Origin of the sequence: Wandonia haliotis (assembly GCF_039523435.1) — a bacterium.
In the GTDB taxonomy this organism is placed as follows: domain Bacteria; phylum Bacteroidota; class Bacteroidia; order Flavobacteriales_D; family Crocinitomicaceae; genus Wandonia; species Wandonia haliotis.
The window spans coordinates 809,248-835,136 of sequence record NZ_BAAAFH010000022.1 but is presented as its reverse complement, the minus strand read 5'-3'; the positions used below and the strand labels follow the sequence as shown (position 1 = coordinate 835,136).

The following is a 25,889-nucleotide window of genomic DNA, read 5'->3' as shown; positions in this document are numbered from 1 at the left end:
ATCCATTTGGATCGGGCTTTTTTTATCCTGCCCAATTATCCCGGTCAAGACTTCGAAAATTGATAGCTTCAGCCAGATGTTGCACCTGAATCGTTGCGCTATCATCAAGATCGGCAATCGTTCGAGACACCTTGAGAATCCGGTCATAGGCTCTTGCAGATAATCCGAGTTTTTCCATGGCTGTTTTTAGTAAATCGGAGGCTGTTGAATCGATCTTACAATACGTTTGCAGATCTGTGTTTTCCATTTGAGAGTTGGCGTGGATTCCGTTTTTTGTTTTGAAACGTTTCTCCTGAATAGATCGGGCGGCTATAACCCGATCTCTTATCGTACTACTGGTTTCTGATTTTTGTTTACCGGACAATTCGTCAAATCCGACAGGTGTGACTTCAACATGAAGGTCAATACGATCTAATAAGGGACCTGAAATTCTGTTTAGGTATTTTTGTACAATTCCCGGAGCGCAAACACAATCTTTTTCAGGATGATTATAATAGCCACAGGGGCAGGGATTCATAGCAGCAACCAACATAAAACCTGCCGGATATTCTACTGTAAATTTGGCACGGGCTATTGTGACCTGTCGATCTTCGAGAGGTTGGCGCATGACCTCTAGAACGGTTCTTTTGTATTCAGGGAGTTCATCCAAAAACAAAACACCATTATGCGCCAGTGAAATCTCTCCGGGTTGTGGGAAACCACCTCCTCCAACCAGAGCTACATCGCTGATTGTGTGATGTGGCTTTCTGAAGGGGCGAGTGGTGATTAATCCTTTGTCAGCATTCGTTTTTCCGGCTACACTGTGTATTTTGGTCGTTTCCAATGATTCTGCGAGGGACATGGGGGGGAGTATTGTAGGTAGTCGCTTTGCCAGCATGGATTTTCCTGCTCCAGGAGGTCCAATGAGCAGTACATTATGTCCTCCTGCTGCTGCAATTTCAAAGGCTCGTTTGATGGTTGTCTGCCCTTTTACGTCACTAAAATCAACCTCGTTTATGTGTATCTTATCATAAAATAACTGTTCGAGGTTGATCTGAACTTTTTCGAATGGTTGGGATTCATTAAAGAATGCTATCACATCGTTTAGATGGTTCATTCCATAAACTTCCATATTTTCAACTACTGCAGCTTCAGAAGCGTTTTCCTGCGGAATAATAAGTCCTTTAAAGCCTTCTTTAGCAGCACGAAGGGCAATAGGTAGAATTCCTTTAACCGGTTTCAAATATCCATCGAGGGAAAGCTCACCAAGTAGGATATATTGCTCCAGTTTCTGAGAAAGTATTTGTCCGGTGGCAGCAAGGATCCCGCAAGCAATAGGAAGATCAAATACGGAGCCTTCTTTTCGGATATCTGCCGGAGCCATATTGATTGTGATTTCTTTTCCCGGCCATTTAAGGTCATTCGTACTGAAAGCAGATTTTATTCTTTGCTGACTTTCTTTTACAGCGTTATCAGGAAGTCCGACCAGATAATAATTAATTCCCCGTGTAATATTAACTTCGATAGTTATGGTAGTGGCATCAACTCCGAAAACGGCGCTGCCAAATGTTTTGCAAAGCATGTTAGGTCATTTAATAGGTTAGTGACACAAACATACAAATAAAATCCAGTTTTGACGAAAAAATAATCGTATTTTTGTTTGTAAAACCAGCAAAAATTGTCTAGAATTGTACCAAAGAATCATTGCGAAAGGGAAATCGAAAAAGCTAGCATTAATAGCTGTGGCCAATAAATTAATCAAAGAAGCCTTTGCTATTGCCAAATCAAAGTTGGTTTATGATGAAAATTACCGAAGTGTAAATCCTGTATTGTTGAAAAAATAGTTGAATTTTTTCTTGGATTTTACCACGGTTCATTGTTGTACCACGTTATTTAAGCAGTTTAGATATTCTTTCACTAGTCATTTTATTTAATTTACATAATGGTTTTAATGAATTGTCAACATATTTATCAGTTAGTAAATTTTTATTTTTAGCTGATGTGTAATAAGCAGGTAATGTAAAATTATTAGGATAGTATTTTCTGTCTGTTACAAAAGGAATTGATCGAGTGTCTTCGGAGCAAATTAATCTACACTTTGTAATTACCACTATTGCAGGTAAATGTGGGTCATCAAAGTCTTCATTGTCTCGCAAATCTTCAACTTTCTTTTGGTATTCATCAATATCGTTTTGACAGCCTTCTATAGCTTTCCCTACATCTTTAAGTAGTCTAATAATTGGTAGATATTTTGAAGTTTTAGCTATTTCCTTTCGATATTGACTACCCCCAAATATCATTATTCCTTTACCTAATAATATCCAATCAAGTACTGGCTTGAAATCTGAGTGTTTAGCAGATGATTTTGAAAATACATTAGCCACACAATTTGCATCTATAATTATTGCCATACTTAAATTATAATTCTAATAATTTAAGTTCCTCATCAATAAAAAAGTCTCGATAACTTGTTGGGACTTTCTTTGCAAAAGCTCCATCTTTTTTAATTTCTATGTTCGTTATTGAGTTTCCATCAATATTCCTTTCAAAAAATAGTACTTTGGTGTCAAAGTTCACTTCTTTTTTAGAACTATGTAATTTGTGTCTAAGTCTGTTAATAGTAAAATCACTATGAGTTTCTATTATAAATTTATTTTGGTCATTTTTTACAGCGTTGTAAAGAAAACTACCGAAAGCAGCTTGAGCTTTTGGATGCAGATGCACTTCAGGTTGTTGAATAGAAAAACAAGTTTTCTTTGTAGATAAAACCTCAATTATAATAGGTAATGATTGAGAAACTCCATAACCGACATTAGGTAGTTTAATTTCAATGTCTTTATACTTTACAATAATTTCAAAAGGAGAACTATTCTTTTTTCCTAATTCACGTATTTCTATTTTATCAAATAAATTACTATCCTTTCCAAAAGACTCCAAGATTGTAATTATCTTGTTCTTTTCTAAATTAGATTTGTTTCCTAGAATTTGACGAAGAATAGAAGGGATATGGTCTCCTTCTGGAGAGAATTTTATTTTGTAAGATTCATATGTTCTTTTAGCTTTTGCTCTAATTGGAGCTAACCATTTGTAGCTTGGATAAAGCATTTCCTGACCAAAAGAAGTTCTAAATTTAAATTCATCATTGTTTTTCATAATTTCTCTTTCAATAAATCTGATTAAAATAGAAAGAGGTAATTGTTTATGAGGAATATTTATTCTTTTGTACTGCTTAGGAAATTCAAAATCAACAGCCCATTTTTCAAAGTCTGTAACTTCTGTCTGTTTTATCCGATATGTAATTTGTTTTTTAGTAAACTTAACTAACACATCAAATTTCTCGATTTGAAATTTAATTTGAGAGATTATTGGGACAGAGTTTTCTTCGGTAAATTCAAAAATAACTCTAAATGTTTGTTGTTTTTTCTTTTTATCATCATCATCATCAAAATTTGGTTTTTCAATTCCGATTTGAAAATGATTATCTTGAGTTTTTTTATTTATTATTTCTTCAAAATATCCTAATTCAACCTCATTGTTATTGAACTCATAGTTATACCAAAATTCAGGACTTGAGAGAAGATTAATAATTTTTAAAAATGAAGTTTTGCCTGTACTATTCTCGCCAACTAAAAAATTAACATCTTTTAATTCAACAAATTGTTGTTTGAATCCTTTGTAATTCTTTAAATATATTTTTTCCATATAGGTTTTTTTCTAATGTGCTACAACTAGTGTATATATACAGTATAGTTGTTATATCTTATATAGTCACTGTGCAACTAAGATAATGAATCAAATGGATATTGAATGCTTTGAATGTCTGAAAATATGATAGTTATGTATAGTTCTATTGTTTTACTACTGCTGGGTCCCAAAAGGGTTTGAATATAACGAAAGTCTGTTTCACTTTCCAAGAATGGTGGTACGGAACAGTGTAGTAGTGTGTGCAGTCAATAAATCAGAGAAATCAGCGTCCAAAAAGTAACTGCTTTTTTTAGGTGGTTGAGTGCTGCAAAACCAAATTAAACGAAAGCGGGAGACCCTTCGCAGACCTCCCGGTTTTCTAAAAAAGTTTTATCGGACACTAGTGAAAAATAACTATTCCTTAGTTAGATATTATGCTCAATATAATCGATCAGCGAATGAATAACTTTGATATGGATTTCTTGAGCCCGATCCGCATATTGACTATAAGGTGCTCTGATTTCAACATCAACAAGCTCAGCCATTTTTCCGCCGTCTTTTCCTGTTAATCCAATAACTGTTATTCCTTTTTCCTGCGCTGCTGCGATGGCATTTAGAACATTTTCTGAGTTACCACTCGTTGAAATCGCTAAAAGAACATCACCTTTTTGTCCTAATGATTCAACAAATCGAGAAAAAATGAAGGCATAGCCATAGTCATTTGATACACACGACATGTGAGAGGAGTCGGATAGACTCATAGCCGGAAGAGGTTTTCTGTTCTCGCGATATCTTCCTGTCATTTCTTCGGCAAAGTGCATGGCATCACACATAGATCCGCCATTACCACAAGACATAATTTTACCTCCGTTTTTGATTGCATTTACCATCAGATCACCTGCTTTTTTGATTTGTTCAAAATTAGTTGGATCACTATTGAATTTTTCCAGTATTTCAGCTGCTTCAAAAAAATGGTATGCAATTTGTTTAGTACTCATACGAAAATGAATTTGTTCAAATGTAGTAAATTTCGATACTCAATTTCATAAATTAAGCTATATTTGAAACACAGCTTTAAATGCGAAAACTGTAAAACATGAGAAAAAGTCTACTAACTTTAATGCTATTAACGCTGTCCCTGAGTGTGTTGGCACAAAAGAAACCAGCGAATTGTTTCCAGAAGATGGAAGCAGCTTTTAAAGAAAGAGGAGCTTACACGATAGCAGATGAGATGCACCGAAATGTTATTATTTCTTTCTTCGAAGGGGATAACGATGTGATGTGTGTGAATGGAAAAGTGCGCGTTGAAAACGGAAAAATCAGTTCGGTTTTTCTTCAGTACAGTGATGCTACTTATGAATTAATGGATGTAAAGTTCTACAATCAGAATAAGCAAAACCCGGGTATATCCAACGGTATTTCTGAAATGATTTATACGGCTGACGGACAAAAATTGAAAGTTGTTTTTATCGAGCAGCTTCGTCCGAAAAAGAAACAATTTCAGCAGGCGGTTATTCCTGATGATTTGTAATCAAAAGATAGTTTAAATAAGAGAGAGTCCGGGAGGACTCTTTTTTTATTGTTAGAACTTTATGCGCAATTGAACGCCAATATCTGATTTCCTGTTTCCTGTTATTGTTTCTCCGGCAGATCCAATTGCCTTAACATTCTCATACAGGAAAATACCATACTTAATCCACAAGTCAAATCTTCTGGCAAATGTCCACCTTAGTAAGGCGTAAGCTCGCATCCCCGTTCCGGAATGGGCGGGTATATAGAAAACGTTCAACATATTATTTTCAAAAGCGTAGATTCGCGAATCATAGCCATCGGTGTCAAAGAGAGCATATCTCAAACTGATATCAACAGGAAAGTTCTTTGGTTTGTAAACAATATCCTGATAAAGCAGTACTCCTTTTTGTCCGGGACTGCTGGGGCGTGTGACGGTGACATATTCGATTCGCGATTTCAACGTGATAAACTCACTTGCCCGGAACGAGAGGTTGAGTCTGTAATTACGTTGCTTGACATTCTCAATTTCCGTAATAGTTCCATCTTCAAAACGACTGTTTCGCATTCTGTTTTGTTCCCGAAAACGAGCATAAACTTCGAAATGTCTTGAGGGCTTAAACGTGATCTGAGTTAAAAACTCGCTTCCTGTTGATGGTGCATCTACCTGAAACCTTAACCAGGGAAATTTAAAAAAGTCGATATAGGAATTCAGTAACCATTTGCCGGACAGTCGCCATGATAACCCCAGAAACATACCGCTCTCATTCTGACTTCTGGATCCTTCACGAAATCCCTGCGAATAAAATGTGTGAAAATCTTTAGGGTAGTGGCGGTAGAGAGCGCTTAAAGCGACTCTTGTGTCTAATGCGATCATTGCACCTTGTAAAAACCCAATGGCTCCGGAACCGGAGCGGACTATTTCACCAAATACATTAGTGTTTTTAATGACATACGAGTAATCTGCGCTGATGTTTAGTAGGTTTTTTCCCCGAAAATCAAATTGATTATAGGGCTGGAGAGGTCTTTCAAAAGAAGAGTTATAGCTATGATGGATGACAGCAATTCCACTAGTAAAACTTGTACTTTTGTACTGAACATAACCACCAAAAATGCGTTCCTGTAAGGCGTTCTTTCTTGCAATCTCGGAATGTGTTCTGTGTAGCCCGGTCATGTTGATTGCCGAAGCAAATTGTTCTTCCTGATTGAGTGTATCTAATGTTTCTTGTAAGGTAGCATCCACTTTTTTTACAGATGCAAAGGCGGTTACACTAAACTTACCTACTCCGGCTTCAACAGCTGCGCCACGAAGAAAACGGGTTTCATCAACTGAAGCATAAGGACGTAATCCGCGGGCATTCTTTTTTATATTGACCACATCAGCTGTTTTGTTGAAAGCATAGCCCGACCAAAAATTAACTCCCTGCCCAATTTGTAATTGGTAATCTCCTAAAGCAATAGTGCGAAGATATTTGCCTCCCTGATAAAAAGCATGAGCGGAGTAAAAATCAAAACCATAGGGGTTGGAGTCCCGAAAGAAGGATTCTCCCGGATCTTTTTCCATGGTTACCCCAATACTGAAATTGTTGCGGTAGGTAAAACGGGTTCGCATATAATAGCGATCCGGATTTCCGTGGTAATAGGAGTTTGAATTTTCAAAGACCGAATCAGGAACATCCTCGTATCCTTTCTTCTGTTCAATATTTCGTTGATAGCGGAGTAAAACTTCACCTTTTCCAAACTTTAGCATTTCTTTGAGGGAAACGTGTAACTGGTCAAATTTATCATCAACCCGTATAAAAGGGAGTATCATTTCTATTGTTAACAGATCCCAATAGGGGACAGCCTGTACTTCGTAGATGCTAATTAGCTTGCCGAATTTTTTACGGTGGTTGATTAAGGATACAATTTGTACCTCTGTCAGTAATCCAAGTGCTCTCAGATCTTCTCCTTCTGTCTTATTGAGATTTATCGGGTTGTCAAAGTAAAAGTGAAGTTCCTCAGTAATTTGTTCCAGTACCACATTTTCGGATTCAAGATTTTCTGCCAGATATTCTATACGTTGCTGAATAATCTCGTTTTTTTGTTCAAATTGTGCGTTTGCGTAGAACGAAAGAAAAGAGAATAAAAGGATAAAGATGATATGTCGATAGTAGATGATCATGTACCCCAGCAATAATGAATGGAGACTCCGGTTGTAAAACCGATAATCTGCTTGTAGCTTGATGCCAGATCAATACGTAACCCTTTCAGATTATAACCTAAGCCAAAACTAATTTCCAATGGTGAGGAATGAACACCGGCACGCAGGAATAACTTCTCAATGGGTTGATACTCTAGTGCCCCCTTTATTTGTAAAGGAGAAATAATACTTTTTTCGAATTCTGCAGATGCCGTTAGTTTTTGGCTGATGAGATAACTTGCTCCCAAACGGATGACAGAAGCAAATCGTTCGTTTTGATAGCTTGCAAACCGGGTTCGGGTGATATTATAAATACTCGCTCCAATCATCCATTTTTTACCGATTCGGGTAGCTAACCCAAATTCTCCGCTGATTCCATGTTTTGTTCCATATCCTCCGGGAATACTTACATTCAGGTAGTTGACCTGTACACCCATTGCTATATAATCAGTGAGACGAAGAGAGTATCCTGCCCCTGCTCTTGCAGAACGATAATTTTCAAACCCGCTGAATTGAGCTCCGGCTGATATCGTTCCCTTTTTTAATGGTTGGGCAAATGTTAGTCCCTGATAATTTAATTCGCGAAGAAAAAAACGATTTTCATAATAGACTCCCACGCCTCCTTGTTCGAGATAACCTAACATACCGGGGTTGTGATGGTAAGCCCAAATGTCATTTATTGTTACTGAAGTATGTCCAAGTGCAGCGGAACGAGCACCTAATTTATAGAGTTCCTGAGCAGTTGTTTCAGTAATAAAAAATACAAAAACCAGTAATAGAATTGAGTAGTAATTTTTCATGCCGGTTGTGTTGAAACAGAGTATGTAACAGGCAATTTACTAAAATTTATTGAAACCGACGAGGTTCGGATTGGAAGCAAAAAACCGGGAGAAATATCAGTGCTTCTCCCGGTTCTTCGTATTCAGGTGTTTATTTATTGATTTTTGTTACCTTAAACTCAGTTCTTCTATTCGCCTGGTGTTCTTCTTCTGAGCAAGGGGTTTTGTTAGAACATTGATTGACCAGTTGCGTTTCTCCATATCCTTTACTACTTACCCGTTTTTTGCTGATACCTTTACTAATCAGATAGGAAACTGCCGAGTTGGCTCTTCGGTCTGAAAGAACGAGGTTGTAGTTGTCCGCTCCTCTTGAATCTGTGTGGGAGCTTAACTCAATTTCGATCTGAGGATTATCCTGAAGTAGTTTTACAAGATGATCCAGCTCTTTTGCCGCATCAGGACGAATATCCCATTTGTCAAAATCATAGTAGATGTTTTCCAGAACAATGGGTTTGTCAATGATTATCTCTTCTACTTCAAAATCAGCATAAAAATCTTCCGAGTATTTTTTACCCAGTGTTGAAATGTTATCTGTTCGCGTAAAACATCCTTCTTTTGTACAGAGTAACAGGTATTCGGATTCAGGCTCAAGTTGTAAACTGAATTTTCCCTCCTCATCACTTTGCATCTCAATAACATTGCCGCTGGTAGCTTCTGTAATCTTAATAGTTACATTACTCACCGGAATCTGAGTTCCTTTTTTTCTGGTAAACCCATATAGGTTAAAAGTCGGAGGTTTTTTGGTGAAGGCATAGATTTTGTCAGCTTGAGTACGGGATGAAGAGACAAAACCGGTGATGTTATCTTCATTTAGTGAAAAGGAAAAGTCGTCTTTGGAAGAGTTAAGCGGATAATTTAAGTTTTCCGGAGTAGCCCACTCTTCTCCTGTAAAATACGTAATAAAAACATCCAGTCCTCCCATTGAGTTGTGAGAATCAGAGGAGAAATACAGAGAGCCGTCACAGTGGATATAAGGGAACATCTCATTTCCTCTTGTATTGATTGTTTCTCCGAGATTTTCCGGGGCAGACCATTTTCCGTTTTTCAGTTCGGATTTATAGAGGTCTGTTCCTCCAATACCTCCGGGCATATCTGAGACGAAGTAAAGTGTTTTTCCGTCCTCAGATAAAGTTGGATGTCCTACAGAATAATCATCACTATTAAAGGGATATTCTTCAAGGTTTTTCCATTTGCCATCTACCAAACTGGCTTTAAATATTTTCAGATTACAGATATTTTCATCGTTTGTTATTCGTTTGTTTTTGTAGTAATTGCTTCGAGTAAAATACACTGTTTTACCATCCTTTGAGAAGGTTGCCGGTCCATCATGAAATGATCCGTTGATATCGCCTTTAAGTGCAGACGGAGGAAGCCAGTTTCCGTTTTCTCCTTTTTCCATATAGTAAAGATTCAGGTAGGATTTTCCTGTCCATTGGCTTTTCCTGTTTCCTGAAAAGACTTCTTTATCTGCTGTAAATACAGTTCCGTTTTTATACGTTACGGTTCCAAATGAGTTCGAAAAGTCATCTGTAGGAACCGGGGTTAACTCAAACAGGGTTGTGTCAATATAACGCTCATCAACTGATTTGCAGGAAGCCAGGAGTAACTGAGCTAATAGATCATTTTCGTTGAATGCTAGGTATTTTTCTATCCATGGAATAGCTTCTTCGTATTTACCGGTTTCCATGAGTACTTTTGCATAATTCAGGTAATCTATAGCCGCAGGGGAAGACCTGTTGACTACTTTACTGAAATAAGATCCGGAGATTTCCGGACTACTCATTTTCATATAGGAAATAGCCAGACTTCTTTCAGCTTTTTCGTTATTCATTTTGTCATACGCTTTTGAGTAGTGTTTGACTGCATTCGCGTATGCGTAATTGTCGAAATATCGGTCTCCTTTTCTCATATGGTGACCACTACATCCTATCAGAATTCCAATGAGGAATAAAGAGGATAATATGGATATAAACTTTTTCATAAGGCAAAATTTTAAAAGTATCGGGGTGTTTTAGTCTTGATCATGTCTTTTCCGAAATCAATTCCTATCATGATTTCATGTGAACCGGATGAGTGTCTCCGCAATTCGGAAAAAGTGAGATCGTATGCATACCCGATTCGGAAATAATTATTGGATTGATATTCAAGAAGGATTACTCCGGCATCTCCTGATCGGAAAGAACCACCGATCCAGAACATATCCTTAATAAGGACTCCTAAATTTATATCTGCCTGCAATGGAGCATGGGGGAGATATTTTAACAGGACAGAGGGTTTCAGTTTCACATTTTCGGATACTTTGAAGATGTACCCTCCCGTCAACAGATAGTGCCGATTCAAAAAAGACGATTTATTCAAATTCAAGGAGAAATCACGTCCTTTTTCATACGCAATTAGCGTGGGAATGGAAAATCCGGCATACCAGTTTTTATCTGTGTAATAAATCCCGAAACCAAAGCGGGGAAGTATTTTACTACTGACATTATTCATAAAAACCTGATCATCTGTATCCCAAATTGTAAGGGAGGTCAACTCGGCACTAAATTGCGATATTCCGGCACTTATTCCGAGGGCAAGACGTCCGTTTTCACTTACCCTGATCCTGTAGGCATAATTGGCCAGAATAGAGTTTTGTTTGGTGACTCCTATTTGGTCATTGAAGTAAATGAGTCCCAACCCCATTTTCTGACCAGCCAGAGGTCCGTCAATCGCACCGATTACCGTTTGGGGTGAGCCTTCAAATCCGACCCACTGTTTTCTGAAACTAAACGTTGAGGTCCAGTATTTGTGTGAACCGGCGTAAGCAGGGTTCAGGTACAAACCATTAAACATATACTGGCTGACCATTGGGTCCTGTTGTGCATAGGAGCATCCCGCCCCTCCCACAATAAATAATATAATAATGAGTAAAGTTTTCATGACATTTCATTTTTGGTCAATTTTTATCTTCTTAAATCCACATACCCCTTGAGGGTAATTGTTCCATCAGCTCCTTCGACATGAAGAATGACAAAATAGGTGGCATCAGGAAGTGCTTCTCCCCGGTTATTATCACCATTCCAGGTGTTGTCGTAATTGCTGCGTTGGTAAACAATGTTTCCCCATCGGTTGTAGATGGTAAATTCATTGGATGGATAACTATCAAGTCCCCGGATAACAAAGAAATCATTCTTACCATCACCATTTGGTGAGTAGCCGTTCGGCATTTCGAGAATGTCCGGTTGAATAAGTAGTACAGACGCAAATCTGGAGCATCCATTCATGTCGGTTACTGTCAGAGAGTACTCTCCGGCTTGTAATCCGGTTATCGAAGAGGAACTGTCTCCTGTGCTCCAGGAGTAATAATAGGGAGCAGTACCTCCGGAAACAGAGGCATCAATAAATCCATTATCATTGCCATAAGGGAACACATTGAAAGCTGAATTGTAAAGCGAAGGATCCAGTTCGAGCTCCAGGGCTTCGGGTTCTGAGATAACAATGCTTAAATCAACAGAACAGCCATAAGCGTCGGATACGGAGACCGTATAAATTCCAGGCGATAAACCTCCTATTGTAGATTCTGTTTCTCCGTTAGACCATAGGTAAGAATAAGGAGCGTTTCCGTTCAAGACCGTTACAGTAGCTGAACCGTTGTTCCTTCCACTACAATTTACATGCTCTCCCTGTACACTTGCTAATAGGTTGCTTTCAGAAGAGATAGAAAGATTAATCGTTCTTTGACAACCATTTGCATCTGTAACTGTAAGTGAATATTCGCCGGAAGGGACATCTGTAAGGTTCATCTCAGAGCTTCCGTTGCTCCATGCATAGGAATAGGGTGTTACTCCTCCGCTTACCTGAGTGGCTATAAAACCATTGGAGGCTTCACAGGTCGCACTCGTTACCTGATTCTGAATGATTAATTCTGTCGGTTCGATTACTTCGCCAGTGAATTCAAGGCTACAACCGTTTGCATCCGTAACAGAAAGACTATAGATGCCGGCATTCAGATCGTTCACATTTTGGGAAGTAGCTCCGTTACTCCATTGGAATGCGTAGGGAAGAGTACCTCCGGATACTTCTGTTTGTATTGCTCCGCTGTTTCCACCATTACATAACACAGGCATTATTTCGCTTGCAAGTGTCAATTGATCGGGTTGGGAAATAGTTCCTGAGGCAGTTCCTAAGCAACCATTTGCATCTGTGACGATCACGGAATAAGTTCCCGGTGAGAGTCCGGACAGATCTTCAGAGTCAAAACCATTGGACCATTCATAGGTATATGGAGAAGTACCGTTGTTAACAGTTAGATCCATTGAACCATCTTCAAAATCATAACAAGAGACATTCTCTGAGCTGATAACTGGTTCAGGAAGAGGGTGTATCGTAACGGTAAATGAACAAGTAGAAACGTTTCCTGAGATATCTACCGCTTCGTATGTGATGGTAGTTGTTCCAACAGGGAAAGTTGATCCACTGGCTAAGCCACTTGTTCGGGTTACTGTGGCTATTTCACAGTTATCACTTGCAACCGGTTCTGAATACGTAACCACAGGATCACAACTGAAAATAGGTGCATTACATGAAATTTCGGGGAGTTCATTGTCAATTACTTCGATAGTAAATGAACAAAATGTTTCATTACCAGCTGCATCAATAGCTGTATACATAACAGTTGTTATTCCCGGTTCAAAGAACATTCCCGGACTATGAGAGCCGGATATACTTGCATTTGCACAATTGTCAATTACTGAAGGTTCCTCCCAGTTTACGATAGCCCCACAACTTCCATTGTCTGTGTTAACAGACATTCCTGAAGGACAATCTACGATTTCCGGTAACTGGTTGTCTTCCACAATTACGTCGAAAACACATTGTACATTATTTCCTGAACCATCTGTTACGGTCCATGTTACAGTTGTGGTTCCGATGTTGAAAGCTACTCCGTCAAGAGAGTTTAATCCTGAAGCAATGGTTGCTCCCGAGAGCTCCGCGGTTATACTGGCAACCGAACAGTTGTCCGAAGCAGTAGCATCCCATGCATTTCCTGAAACGGTATAGGAACATTCATCCGGATCGGTTGTAACGGATTGATCAGATCCAACACAGTTAATAAGCTCCGGCAACTGGTTGTCTTCCACAATTACGTCGAAAACACATTGTACATTGTTTCCTGAACCGTCTGTTACAGTCCATGTTACAGTTGTGGTTCCGATGTTGAAGGCTACTCCGTCAAGAGAGTTTAATCCTGAGGCAATGGTCGCTCCCGAGAGCTCTGCGGTTATACTGGCAACCGAACAGTTGTCCGAAGCAGTAGCATCCCATGCGTTTCCTGAAACGGTATAGGAACATTCATCCGGATCGGTTGTAACGGATTGATCAGATCCAACACAATTAATAAGCTCCGGCAGTTGATTGTCCTCCACAATTACATCGAAAATACATTGGACATTGTTTCCTGAACCGTCTGTTACAGTCCATGTTACAGTTGTGGTTCCGATGTTGAAGGCTATTCCGTCAAGAGAGTTTAATCCTGAGGCAATGGTCGCTCCCGAGAGCTCTGCGGTTATACTTTCAACCGAGCAGTTGTCCGAAGCAGTTGCGTCCCATGCATTTCCTGAAACGGTATAGGAACATTCATCCGGATCAGTTGTAACAGTCTGATCGGAATCAAGACAGTTGATAAGAACGGGAGCTTCTTCGTCTTCTACTGTAACAGTATATTCACAAGAGGAGCTATTGCCAGCATCATCTGTTACTGTCCAAACAACCTGAGTGAGCCCCGGGTTAAATACAATACCATTCAACGTATTTCCGCTGTATACTGTAGCTCCAGTTAATTCAACTTCAAGTACTATGTTTGTGCAGTTATCCGTTGCAAGCGCATCCCATGAATTACTTGAATGTGTATAGGTACATATTCCGGGGTCTGAAGTTACAACAACATCACCAGAGTTGCCACAGGAAATAATAACAGGGACTTGAGTGTCAGATACCAGTACACTTTGTTCACAGGTACTTATATTACCATGATTGTCTTCTGCTGTCCAGGTGACAATGGTTGTCCCTACAGGGAAGGAAGCAGGTGCATTATTGGATAGAGAACTAAGTGTACAATTGTCACTTGCAATAGGACTTCCCAGATCAACATTTATGGAAGAAACAGAACATTTGTCTTCTTCCGCGAATGTATTGATATCCTCAGGGCATAGTAAAATAGGGGGTTCATTATCAATAACTGTTATAGTGAAAGAACAATCTGATGAATTACCCGCTAGATCAGTTACTTCGTAACTCACATTGGTTATTCCAACTGGAAAAACTGACCCGTCGGGCATTCCCTCCATAAGTAAAGTAGATGCGCCGGGACAATTGTCTGTACCTATAGGTTCACTATAATTGACTACTGCACCACATACTCCCGGATCATTGTTGACAACGATAGCAGTCGGACATACAATTTCAGGGATGGTTACATCCGGAAATGTTGTGACCTCAATTGATGTGGATCTTATACAGTTATTTTGATCTGTTACGGTGATTGTATAATTTCCTGCCGAGAGATTTGTGATGTTTTGAGTATTTGCCGAGAACGAATCCGGACCTGACCAGGAGAAGGAATAAGGAGTAGTGCCACCGGTAACAGAAAGGTTTATTTCTCCGTCCGCTTCTCCTATACAACTCACTTCAGACGCTAATGTAGGAGTAAGAATTATTTCTGCGGGTATAACAATTTCGTAAGGCAAAGAAATACAGTTATTACTATCCCGGGCTACAATGGAATAAGATGTGTTACTATTCAGGTTAAATGTGTAGATTCCTGCTGTTTCATAAGTTACTCCTCCGTCCAGTGAGATAGCATAACTTCCTTCCGTTCCTCCTGAAACTGTAATGGAAACAGGTATTTGTGATACACCTTCCGGAATACAGGGGTTGAAAGAAATAGCGGTTATTTCTACTGCAGGATTTATAACGATCTCATAAGGTGAATCAGAAGAACACCCATTGTTGTCAGTTACAGTTACAAAATAGGTAAAACCTATATCAAGAGCGGAAGTATAATCGCCTGGAGACTGGTAGTTAGCTCCATTGTCAAATGATAGCTGGTATGGCCCTCCGTCACCTCCGTGAATGGAAATGGCTTCTACTTCAGTTGTCGATGATCCGGGGATTGGACATGCAACTGAGAAACTATCAATTTCTACTTGTTGTGGTTCATTAATATATACTTCTACAACAGAGTTCAGATTACAGAAATTTCCATCAGTGATTTGAACCTGATATAATCCGGTTTCAAGTCCTGTTAACGAGGAAGCTGTAGAGTTGAATCCACCAGGACCTGTCCATGCAAAATAATAAGGAGTAGTTCCTCCTGACGCATTGGCATTAAGCGTACCATCGGAGTATCCAAAACAGGTTATATCGGTAGATGAGGTCGCTAGTTGTAATGCCAGCGGTTCCATAATACCTACCGAAGAGGAAGTGCTACAACTATTTGCGTCGGTAACTGTTACAGAGTAAGTTCCCGGAGATAAATTTGATAAATCCTCGTGGTTGGCTATGAGTGTTAATCCACGATACCATTCGAAAGAATAGGGATAGGTTCCTCCTGATATACTTAAATCTATTGTTCCGTCATCTGCACCATAACAACTTATATTGGTAGGGGTTAACCCTATGCTCAATGTGTTAGGTTCAACAATGGTAAAGTTCCTGAAAGTGGTGCAATTTGAAGCATCAGTAACTTCAACCGTATAATCTCCGGATGAAAGATCACTGACAGAAACCGTGTTGTATGCGAAAGAAACACCTTCTTTGAACCAGGTAATTGTATATGGAGCTGTCCCATAAGCTATGAGTAGATAGGCTGTTCCGTCAGCGGCGCCATTGCATGACACATTTGTTCTGCTGATACCAAGTGTGAAATTATTACAAGGTGGCTGGCTGATGAATACACTATCTTCTTTTAAACAACCATTATCATCCGTTATTGTCAGGTAATACGTGTTTGATAGTAGATTGTCTGCTGTTTGTGTGATTTGTCCGGTTGGATTCCACAGATAGGAATAAGGAGGTGTTCCTCCTGATGGGTTTGCAGTTGCTGATCCGTCATTGCCTCCGATACTTGTAGCATTGGAACTGATGATGTAATTATTGATAACTGTTGGCTGGTAGATGGTTGTCATGGCGATAGACTGACAACCTGATCCGTCAGTTACAGTAACTTCATACACACCTGACACCAGATTGGTTGCAGTTGCAGTTGTCTGAGAAGGTGTAGAATTCCACTGATACGTATAGTTTCCGTCTCCTCCTGTTGCCTGGACAGTTGCTTCACCATCTGAACCCTCATGACAGCTGACATCCGATTTGCTAATAATTTGAGCATCAAGCGAGGAGCAAAGTGGATTACTTACTACGGTGCTACCTTCGACAATACAACCATTGGCATCAGTTACAGTTACCGTGTGGATACCATAACATAATCCAGAGGCTGTGGCAGTAGTTTCTCCGTTAGACCAAAGAATCGAGTAGGGAGGTGTTCCAAAGTTAATGGAGACCGTAGCATTTCCGTCACAGACAGCGGGATTGGGATCGGAAGTCGGATTACTGGAAAGTTCAATGGTTAATTGTTCCGGTTCTGTAACCAATACGGTGGTATATTGACTACAGCCATACTGGTCTTCTACGAGTAGTCCATAGGTTCCGGCGGTAACAGACAGAAGTGAATTTGTTGACCCTGTTGACCAGGAGTAGGTGTATGGAGCAGTTCCTCCGGAAACATTGGCATCTATAACAGTTGACTGATTTGCACATTGAATAGGAGAGAATAGTGGGTTGATTACAACTGTATCAGAAAAGAATATGGTTACTTCATCTGAAGCATCTGTACATCCTCCCCCTGCCCCTGTTGATGTCAGTGTGAGCGTTACAAATCCGGCATTTATTTCACTGGCAGAAGGAGAATAGATTGTTAACAATGCATTAGCATCAGGGTCGAAAGTACCAGATCCTCCTGACCAAATTCCTCCGGTTGCGTTTTCAACAGACCCGGTTAAGAAAACATCGGGAGACTGGGCGCATACAGTTTGATCAATACCTGCGTTAACGATAGGAGGTTCGCTTTCGGTGACTGGAACTGAAAGGTAATAAGAAGGACAAGTCGGGCTATTTAAACCATCGGCTACCTCAACTGTATAAGTTCCTTGAGAGGAGGCGGTGTAAGCATTACCTGTACTAACAATGGAACTAGAACTGTTTCTCCACGTATACGAGTAATTCATGTCACCTCCTGTACCAGCTGCAATGAGGTCAACACCTGCGCCTCCCTGACAGAAGGTTGCCGGGTTGGGTGAGACAGAAGCTCCCAGCGCTTGTCTTGTGTATAAACGTATTGTATCACAAGAAGCATAAACACCACAAACGGAAGCTATAGGAGATCCGCAGATTTCATAATCGATCCATTCTGGAGTAGTGAGTCCCGGAGTAAAAGACGGTGTTGAACAATCTGTACAACTCAGAAGTGAATTGAAGGCTCCCGGAGTGATCTCTCCTGTTGATGAATTGATGGAGCGAATGACGATACTTTCCAACCCATATATGTTCATTGGATAACTACAACCGATGCGGGTTGTTGCATCTTCCGGGAAAATGGGTTTGGGAATCTGGCGCAGGTAGTATTTAACCTTGTTACTACCAGGTTTGTGATACGTAATTTTGTGGGGGCCTTCGCCGGTTATACAGGCGGTTTGTCCTCCGGCGATATCAGTACCACAGGCTCCGGGGGTTGAAAGGTCACCACCGGAAATAATATTGTAGAAACCAGAGCCTCCCGGATCTGCATAACCGGGTGCAATTCCGATTTCAACCATGGCAACATCCGGGTGTAGAGTAACATAAAAGGAGACATAATTTTGATTATTATCATCTCCACAACACTGGCCATTTCTGGTGATTTCCGGTGTTGTATATGTGCTATCAGGGTTTGAACTCAAATCCAAAGTGAAAAAAGGAACTGTGGATTGACATTCGGGCAGTTGACTTTGACCAACCAATATGTTCTGATTGAGTACAACTGTGGCTAGAATAGCCACCACTTTTATGAAAGTGTTTCGATTTGGGGTGGTAGAATTTTTCATAAGGCAAACTCATTTCCTTTAAGTTACGACGATGTTGATAGGGTTAAAAATGACTTTTGTCATGTTTTTTAGTCTGCTCGTCGATATGGCGGAGTGAGTACCTAAAAACAAAGGGCGGAATACAATTCCGCCCTTTGCTATTTTTTATAAGAAATTCTTATTTTTTCACTACACGCTGAACTGAAGTTCCAGAAGTGTTAGAGATTTTAATCAAATACATTCCTGTATTCAATTCAGAAAGATCAAGCTTTGTCGATGCTCCGTTGAAAGAACTGCTCATAACCAATTCTCCTGTAAGAGCATAAACATCAACCGAAGATTCATTGAAGTTAGAAGACAAGCGAATTACAACTTCTCCGTTAGATGGGTTTGGAGAAACAGAGAAAGAAAGAACGGTATTCTCATCCAATCCTACTGTACTCATATCTTCTCCGTCACAGTCCTGATCAATTCCATCATTAGGAATTTCAGTAGCTCCAGGGTAGATTGTAGCATCATTGTCATCACAATCATCTCCTGTTAGTGCGTATCCGTTTCCTGGATCTTCACAAAATTCAATAGCATCTCCTGCTCCGAATCCGTCACCGTCATTGTCAACAAAGTACTCAGTGAATTGTAAACCATTATCAACTGAACCGTCACAATCGTTGTCTTTTCCGTCACAAATTTCCGTTGCTCCCGGATAAACAGTATTGTCGTTATCATCACAGTCACCACCAACTAATGCGTATGTATTGTCTGAAGGAGCTTCACATGCCTGAACAGTTGTTCCGTCAACTCCGAATCCATCGTTATCAGCATCAAGATACCATATTGTATTAGGATTGATGTCTGCATCTGTGTCATCGCAATCATCATTGTTTAATACATATCCGGCTCCAGGATCAGTACAGAATTCAGTGCCTGTTCCGGCACCAAACCCATCATTATCCTGATCTTCATAGTAAAGAGTACCTGTTGTAATGTTGGCATCAGTATCATCACAATCACTGTCGTTTGTTGCGTAGCCAACTCCAGGGTCAGCACACAAAGATTGTGGAGCACCTGTCCCGTATCCATCTCCATCTGCGTCAACATAATAATCTGTGAATTGAAGACCGTTGTCGATTGATCCATCACAATCATTGTCTTTTCCGTCACAAATTTCAGTAGCTCCCGGATAAACAGTGTTGTCGTTGTCGTCACAATCACCACCAGTTAGGATATAATTTCCTCCCATTGGCTGTTCACAAGTTTGAACGGTCGAGTTGTCATCACCAAATCCGTCGTTGTCAGCATCAAGGTACCAAATTGTATTTGGGTTAATAGTTGCATCTGTGTCGTCACAATCACCGTCATTGTCAACATATCCTGCCGGTGCAGAACAAGCCTGAACACTTTCGTTCATGTCACCAAATCCGTCTCCGTCTGCATCAGCGTAGAAAGTAGAAGGAGAGATCGTGTTTTCAAAACCGTAAACCGTTACATTATCATTTCTCCAGGTTGCACCTCCTGTACCTTCCATGTTTGTGATATAAAAACGGAAAGTTACAGCACCGATATTTTCAAAATCAACAGGTAGTAAAACTGTTGCCGTTTGATCTGAAGTATTGGATTGTCCCGTAGCAATATCAGCAGCATAGTTATCCAGACTTGAACGTAGTGTCCATGTTGGTGTTCCTCCTGATCCACTGTTTCTGTGAAGGAATTCTATTTTTGTAAGTGTTATCTCGTAACAATCAGCAGGTGTGATTGTGAACTCATTGTATTGTGTGTCATCTAAAGTAGCTGTCTGATTCCAACCTGAACGATTGAAGTACCCTGATCCTGAAGTACAGTTGGTATTACTTGATCCGTAATCAGAGAAAGTAACGTTTGCTGAGATTACTGTTGCTGCAAGATCCTGTGTGTTACAGTCTGAAGACCCGTTAAATTCGTATATTCCGAATTGTGTACCCAAAGCAGAAGCATCCTGTCCGTCACAATCCTGATCGATACCGTCGTCCATTATTTCTGTAGCTCCCGGGTAAATCGTATTATCGTTATCATCACAATCGTCAGCGTTTGCAGAGTATCCGGCTCCTGGGTCTGCACAGAACAAAACGGCAGTTCCGGCTCCAAAACCATCTCCGTCAGCATCTACGTAGAAAGTTAGAGAAGCTTCTCCGATTGCAGGGTCTGTATCATCACAATCATCCGCATTATCAACATAACCGACTGGTACTGTACATGCTTCTGTTGTTGAGTTTGGATCTCCAAACCCATCATTATCAGTATCCGCATAATATGTATATCCGGAAACAATAGTCAGTGTAAGGTTAACTGTTTCATCGCACCCAGGTCCGTTAGCATCAGCTATAACATGTTGATAGGTACCTGAAGATGTTAGTGTTGTTCCATAGAAATCATAGGATTGACAAGCTGTCTCTGTAATATTAGATTCTGTATCACAAGAGGTTCCTGTATACGATGTCCACTGGAAATCATCAATCATTACCCGTTCTCCTGAAACACGACTAACACGAACAGCTATATTAGTAGCTGCTGAGTTAATTGTTCCTGAGAAATTTACAAAATCACTTTGGTCATTAAGTGTTGTAGCGTTTATATTTTCAACTAGAACCCAGTTTGCACCTTCGTCTATAGAGTATTCCAATGTATAAATAGCTTCTGGGTTATTATCCCATCTTCTGATATTTACGTTGAAATCAGATACTCCTCCGCTAGCCACAGTTGCTGTCCAATAAGAATCTGTTGCATCTCTGAGTCTCCACGCATAGGTTCCGTTTGCACCGGGAAAGCCATCTTGTGCAGCCGTCGTTTGTAGAAAGGCGTTGTTACTTATAGCATGAAAAATTCCATCGGTGTATTCACGTACTCCATAACCACTGGCAGGACCTGTCCATTTGGTGTCATCATCAAAATCAATGGTTGTGGTTACCTGGGAGTTTCCTGAGTAACCAATTCCTATTGACAAAGCCAACAGGAGGATAGAAAGGTAATTAAATCTCATAATATACTATTTTTTGCAAAGGTCTTATTTTTATTTGAAATAGACTGTTATCAGAACATTAAACTCTTCACAATGTTAGGTTGGGTTTTTAACAAGGTTTAACAGGGGCGTGATTGAAAACGCGTAAATTTGTACTATGAGAAATTCGTTTTTTTTGTTACTCTCCATATCACTTACTTTGGGGGCTTGTTCAGAGGAAAAAAAAGAAGAATATGTAGATTGTGAGCGTCTTAACCTTGATGTTGCTTATAACCATTTGTATGAGACGGACCGTACGGTTCCGTATAATGGCGTTTGTAAGGTTTTTTATCCGAACGGAAATGTCAAGCAGGTACGAGAAATTGTCGATGGAAAGAACCATGGTAAATTTGAGTTATACAATGAAGGAGGTGTTCTTGTAGAGGAAGGAACTTTTTATGAAAATCTGCATCATGGAGTTTTTAAGTATTACAATGACGAAGGAGAATTGATTGAGCAGGTTGAATATGCTTTGGGTCGTCCTAAACAGTAATTGTTTTTGACCTATCTTTGTCAGCATGACGGTAAAGGCAAAAAAGCACCTGGGACAACATTTTTTGAATGCCCCGGAAATTTGTCAGCAGATAGCTGATGAGTTAAAGAATGAAGGGGAGGCATATAAAAAGGTTCTGGAAATTGGTCCGGGAATGGGTGCGTTGACAACCTATCTGTTAAAACGAAATGATTTTGATACGTATGTTATTGATATTGATACAGAGTCAATTGATTATTTAAAGTCCAACTTTCCGGATCTGAAAGGCCGGATTTTTGAAGGGGATTTTTTAAAAGAAGATTTTGATCGGTATTTCGGTGCCGAGCCTTTTGCCATTGCCGGAAATTTCCCCTACAATATTTCTTCCCAGATTCTTTTCAAAATAGTTGAAAATAGAGATCAGGTTCCAGAAGTAGTTGGTATGTTTCAGAAGGAAGTTGCCGAGCGTGTTGCAGAAGGTCCCGGAAAAAAAGCATATGGAATCTTGAGTGTATTTCTTCAGGCATTTTATGATATCAGGTATTGTTTTACTGTGGATGAACATGTTTTTACACCTCCGCCCAAGGTGAAATCCGGTGTAATACGAATGGTCAGAAACCAACGCGAGCGACTTGATTGTGATGAAGAGTTGTTCAAGAGAGTGGTTAAAATGGCTTTTAATCAAAGAAGAAAGACGCTGAGAAATTCCCTTAAGCCATTACTTGCAGGACTGGATACATCGCAAGAGATATTTAATCTTCGTCCTGAACGACTATCCGTGGATGATTTTATCGAATTAACGAATAGGGTAGATCGGAAATAAATAAGGCCCGCAAAACGGGCCTTTACTAAGATTCTTTATATCTGTTGCTAGTATTCATCTTCGTTAAAGAAGAAGTCTTCTTTGGTTGGATAATCAGGCCAGATATCCTCGATACTTTCGTAAATTTCACCTTCATCTTCAAGATCCTGAAGGTTCTCAACAACCTCAAGAGGAGCTCCCGTACGCATCGCGTAGTCAATCAGCTCATCTTTAGCTGCCGGCCATGGTGCATCTTCGAGGTAGGATGCTAATTCAAGTGTCCAGTACATAACTCTCCTTCTTTTAGTGGTTCCTAATTTTGCGCAAAAATAGATTTTTTGGCATTACAAACAAGTTTTTTTAGATTAATTAACTTTAATTGTGTTATTTCGTTACACTTTTCTTTGTTGCTGACTTTCAGTTTTTAAGAAAGTTTCGCTGCTCTTTTCTACATTCTTGGTGTCCATGGAATTTCCGTAGCACCTGTTTCACTGGTAAGCTTTCTTGATAAAACAAACAAGTAATCACTTAAACGGTTCAGGTAGGCAATGACTTTCTCATCAATTTCTTCAGAATGAGATAACTCTATTACCAGTCTTTCGGACCTGCGACAGACACATCTGGCTATATGACAAAAGGAAACAGTTGTATTTCCGCCGGGAAGAACAAAGCTTCTCATGGGTTCCAGTTCGGCATCCATTTTATCTATAGATTCTTCGAGATAAGCAATGTCTGCGTCATGTAATTCAGGAATTTTCATCTTAGAACTTGGATCAGAAGCAAGAATAGCTCCGATCGTAAACAGTCTGTCCTGAATCTCCAGAAGTACGGTAACATGATCGTCATTGAGGTCTTGATCGCGAATCAAGCCAATGTGCGAATTTAACTCGTCCACTGTTCCGTACGTTTCGATACGTAATGCGTATTTAGGAACTCTTCGTCCACCAATCAGTGATGTTTCTCCTTTATCTCCTTTACGTGTATATACTTTCATGATAAGTTCTTTTTGAAGTTATATATGAATATAAAAATGTTCTTTGAATTGTTCAGGGCGCAAGACTAATATTCCCATTCGAAGTAGGTCCATGGATACATGAAAGTTCTCTTGCTGGCTGATCTCCTGCCAGGTCTGCCACATATCGTCAGACCAGCGAATGTCATCCAGTATCCAAATTGTATGGTCGTGTGTATGTGGGAGTAATTGTCTGACATATTCTTTGAGTGAAGCTCCTCTGTGATCGCCGTCAATAAAAATCAGATCAAATTTTTCACCATCATACCGATTCAGGTAATCCTTGAAAGTTTCCTGAATGAATTGAATCTGTTTTGAATGAACTGGGAAATTTTCGATAGTATAAGCCAGGGTTTTCGAACATCCTTCAATACTGGTCAACTGTGCGGAAGGGTTTCCCAGGTGTAAGTACAAGGTTCCGGTGCCCAAAGATGTACCCATCTCAAGTATTCGTTTGGGTTGATAGTACCGGGTCAGAGAGAAGAGTAACTGACCATATTTTTTTCCGGATTTCCCGATGGAATAGATCTCTTTTATCTGTCGCTGTTGTCCCAGTTTTTTAGACCCTGCTCCAAAATCAGCTACCTGAATGAGGGTAGTGTCCCGTTTTACCTTTTTTTGATACGACCGAATAATCTGCTGTTCTTTCGGGCCTGGTTTATGGCGGATACACTTGTCTACAAATTCATAAACAAACGGAGAATGTGTACCATGTCTCTTTTTTGATCTGAATACATAATAAAATATAGACGGGAGGCGTTTCATACCTTGCAAAAGAACGAAAAACTACGAATGAAACATAATATTTTGTTACTTAGCGACAGAATATAGCTTGTTATTTTTACGGAATGACTATTACAGACACGATTATATCTCATCAAAGAGCGCAGGTTTTCGGAGATCATCCGAAAGTGAATCTGGTAGAGCCTTGCCGGATTGGAAATGGAATACTTCAGGTAACACCCGAAATGAAAGGGTATTACAGGAAGTTGTATAATTCGACAAAAGTGCTTCCGGGGTTCTTTATTCCGGCGTCAGGATCAGGGTCGCGGATGTTTCAGTTTCTATATGATTTTATAGAAGAGCCGAATGATGTTAATAGGGGGCAGGTGGAGCGATTTTTAAATCACCTGGAGGATTTTGCTTTTTATCGGAAGATAGACCGTCCGATGAAAGATAGGCTGGAGAATGGTAAGGTGGATCTGTCCGGTTTTGTACGATACATAGTTAGTGAAGAAGGATTGGGGTTGGGTATGTTACCGAAAGGACTGGTGCCATTTCATTATTATGGATATTTCATCCTAAACCCTTTTCAGGAGCATGTTTTACAAGCAGCAACTTTGAATGGAGGTATATCCAAAGCTCATTTTACTGTTAATCCCAAATTCAAAAAGTTGATAGCCGATTCAATTGAAGAAGTAAGAAGGCTTTCCGGATATGATATAATTGCTGAATTTTCTTGTCAGGATGAAGATACAGATAGTATTGCTTTTTCTACGGATGGAGATATCGTTGAGGTTGAACCCGGAAGAGCTTTGACGCGCCCATCAGGACATGGTGCGTTATTGGATAACCTGAACGAAATGGATGATGCAATTCTGTTCATAAAGAATATTGATAATGTACAGCATGGTAGTGTGTCTGAGCATTCTATGGATGATTTTCGTTTGTTGGGGGGGATACTTCTTGAGGTAAATGAAAAGTTGAGACAGGTTGTGTCAGGTGGAGAGGTCGATAGAGAGGCTTTGAAATTACTTATTTCCGAATATCAATTAGCGTATTCCACAATGTTTGTTGATGAATTGACGGATAGAGAATTGATCGATTGGATGAATCGTCCGAGAAGAGTGTGTGGAATGGTGAAAAATGAAGGACAACCCGGAGGAGGACCTTTTTGGGTAAAGAATAAAAACGGAAAGGTATCAAAGCAAATTGTTGAAAAAGCACAGATTTCAAATGAAGGAGAGCAGTTTACTGTGATGGTGAAAAGTTCTCACTTTAATCCGGTTATGCTGGCTTGTGATGTGCATGATCTGAATGGGAATAAATTGAATTTGAAAAATTTCAGAGACGATGATTCCTATTTTGTTGTTCGAAAGCGTTACCATGGTAAAGATATTTTGTTCGCAGAACAACCCGGACTATGGAATGGGGGGATGGCAGATTGGATGACTATTTTTGTTGAAGTCTCAAGTCTCTCATTTTCACCTGTAAAGACGGTTTTGGATCTTCTGGATACCGCTCACAGATAATATAAGAGTTATTTTAGGAGCGAAGAATGA

The 25,889-nt window shown here is 39.8% G+C and carries 17 protein-coding genes and 1 pseudogene; 5 read left to right on the top strand and 13 right to left on the bottom strand.

Going from position 1 to position 25,889, the window contains the following annotated elements; translation table 11 throughout:
* Positions 1-22: 22 nt before the first annotated feature.
* Positions 23-1,561, bottom strand: coding sequence for a YifB family Mg chelatase-like AAA ATPase (locus ABDZ97_RS16310; protein WP_343790314.1), 1,539 nt, complete (start codon positions 1,559-1,561; stop codon positions 23-25).
* Positions 1,562-1,652: 91 nt separating this feature from the next.
* On the opposite strand from ABDZ97_RS16310, the pseudogene ABDZ97_RS16305 reads away from it, so the two are divergent.
* Positions 1,653-1,823: pseudogene (locus tag ABDZ97_RS16305) on the top strand (IS110 family transposase); the annotation flags it as partial.
* A 45-nt stretch (positions 1,824-1,868) separates the two neighbouring features.
* Here the strand turns inward: ABDZ97_RS16305 and ABDZ97_RS16300 are convergent.
* The 3 genes from ABDZ97_RS16300 to lpcA all read right to left on the bottom strand — a co-directional run bounded on the left by ABDZ97_RS16300 (position 1,869) and on the right by lpcA (position 4,661).
* Positions 1,869-2,390, bottom strand: coding sequence for a hypothetical protein (locus tag ABDZ97_RS16300; RefSeq protein ID WP_343790311.1), 522 nt, complete (start codon positions 2,388-2,390; stop codon positions 1,869-1,871).
* 7 nt (positions 2,391-2,397) lie between these two features.
* The gene (locus tag ABDZ97_RS16295; RefSeq protein WP_343790308.1) at positions 2,398-3,681 is read right to left on the bottom strand and encodes an AAA family ATPase; all 1,284 of its coding nucleotides are present in this window, start codon (positions 3,679-3,681) and stop codon (positions 2,398-2,400) included.
* A gap of 407 nt (positions 3,682-4,088) precedes the next feature.
* Positions 4,089-4,661 (bottom strand): D-sedoheptulose 7-phosphate isomerase, encoded by a 573-nt coding sequence (gene lpcA, locus ABDZ97_RS16290; RefSeq protein ID WP_343790305.1) that lies wholly within the window; start codon positions 4,659-4,661, stop codon positions 4,089-4,091.
* Positions 4,662-4,759: 98 nt separating this feature from the next.
* On the opposite strand from lpcA, the gene ABDZ97_RS16285 reads away from it, so the two are divergent.
* Complete coding sequence (locus tag ABDZ97_RS16285) at positions 4,760-5,194, top strand: hypothetical protein (RefSeq protein WP_343790302.1); 435 nt, start codon at positions 4,760-4,762, stop codon at positions 5,192-5,194.
* A 51-nt stretch (positions 5,195-5,245) separates the two neighbouring features.
* Here the strand turns inward: ABDZ97_RS16285 and ABDZ97_RS16280 are convergent, their stop codons facing one another.
* The 6 genes from ABDZ97_RS16280 to ABDZ97_RS16255 form a co-directional block, all read right to left on the bottom strand.
* Entirely contained in the window at positions 5,246-7,336 is a 2,091-nt protein-coding gene (locus ABDZ97_RS16280; RefSeq protein WP_343790299.1) for a ComEA family DNA-binding protein, read from the bottom strand.
* Positions 7,333-8,154, bottom strand: a complete 822-nt coding sequence (locus tag ABDZ97_RS16275) for a PorV/PorQ family protein (RefSeq protein WP_343790296.1) — start codon at positions 8,152-8,154, stop codon at positions 7,333-7,335. The genes ABDZ97_RS16280 and ABDZ97_RS16275 overlap by 4 nt, the downstream gene beginning before the upstream one ends.
* A 130-nt stretch (positions 8,155-8,284) precedes the next feature.
* Positions 8,285-10,174 carry an OmpA family protein gene (locus ABDZ97_RS16270; RefSeq protein ID WP_343790292.1) on the bottom strand — a complete coding sequence of 630 codons (1,890 nt, stop codon included), beginning with the start codon at positions 10,172-10,174 and terminating at the stop codon, positions 8,285-8,287.
* Positions 10,175-10,185: 11 nt separating this feature from the next.
* A complete protein-coding gene (locus tag ABDZ97_RS16265) occupies positions 10,186-11,112 on the bottom strand; it encodes a PorP/SprF family type IX secretion system membrane protein (RefSeq protein ID WP_343790289.1) in 927 nt (308 codons plus the stop codon).
* 23 nt (positions 11,113-11,135) lie between these two features.
* On the bottom strand, positions 11,136-18,311 hold the full coding sequence (locus ABDZ97_RS16260) for an HYR domain-containing protein (protein ID WP_343790286.1): 7,176 nt from the start codon (positions 18,309-18,311) through the stop codon (positions 11,136-11,138).
* Between the two features lie 157 nt (positions 18,312-18,468).
* Positions 18,469-21,303, bottom strand: a complete 2,835-nt coding sequence (locus tag ABDZ97_RS16255) for a MopE-related protein (RefSeq protein ID WP_343790283.1) — start codon at positions 21,301-21,303, stop codon at positions 18,469-18,471.
* 136 nt (positions 21,304-21,439) lie between these two features.
* Here ABDZ97_RS16255 and ABDZ97_RS16250 point away from each other — a divergent pair, with 136 nt between their 5' ends.
* On the top strand, positions 21,440-21,814 hold the full coding sequence (locus ABDZ97_RS16250; RefSeq protein ID WP_343790280.1) for a toxin-antitoxin system YwqK family antitoxin: 375 nt from the start codon (positions 21,440-21,442) through the stop codon (positions 21,812-21,814).
* Positions 21,815-21,839: 25 nt separating this feature from the next.
* Positions 21,840-22,616: a 16S rRNA (adenine(1518)-N(6)/adenine(1519)-N(6))-dimethyltransferase RsmA gene (gene rsmA / locus ABDZ97_RS16245; RefSeq protein WP_343790277.1), complete on the top strand. Its 777-nt coding sequence runs from the start codon at positions 21,840-21,842 to the stop codon at positions 22,614-22,616.
* A 47-nt stretch (positions 22,617-22,663) separates the two neighbouring features.
* Here rsmA and ABDZ97_RS16240 read toward each other — a convergent pair whose 3' ends face one another.
* The 3 genes from ABDZ97_RS16240 to ABDZ97_RS16230 form a co-directional block, all read right to left on the bottom strand.
* The gene (locus ABDZ97_RS16240) at positions 22,664-22,885 is read right to left on the bottom strand and encodes a DUF2795 domain-containing protein (protein ID WP_343790272.1); all 222 of its coding nucleotides are present in this window, start codon (positions 22,883-22,885) and stop codon (positions 22,664-22,666) included.
* 158 nt (positions 22,886-23,043) lie between these two features.
* Positions 23,044-23,589, bottom strand: coding sequence for a cob(I)yrinic acid a,c-diamide adenosyltransferase (locus ABDZ97_RS16235; RefSeq protein ID WP_343790269.1), 546 nt, complete (start codon positions 23,587-23,589; stop codon positions 23,044-23,046).
* An 18-nt stretch (positions 23,590-23,607) separates the two neighbouring features.
* Entirely contained in the window at positions 23,608-24,372 is a 765-nt protein-coding gene (locus ABDZ97_RS16230; protein ID WP_343790266.1) for an O-methyltransferase, read from the bottom strand.
* 83 nt (positions 24,373-24,455) lie between these two features.
* Here ABDZ97_RS16230 and ABDZ97_RS16225 point away from each other — a divergent pair, with 83 nt between their 5' ends.
* Positions 24,456-25,859, top strand: coding sequence for a DUF4301 family protein (locus ABDZ97_RS16225; protein ID WP_343790263.1), 1,404 nt, complete (start codon positions 24,456-24,458; stop codon positions 25,857-25,859).
* Positions 25,860-25,889 lie beyond the last annotated feature (30 nt).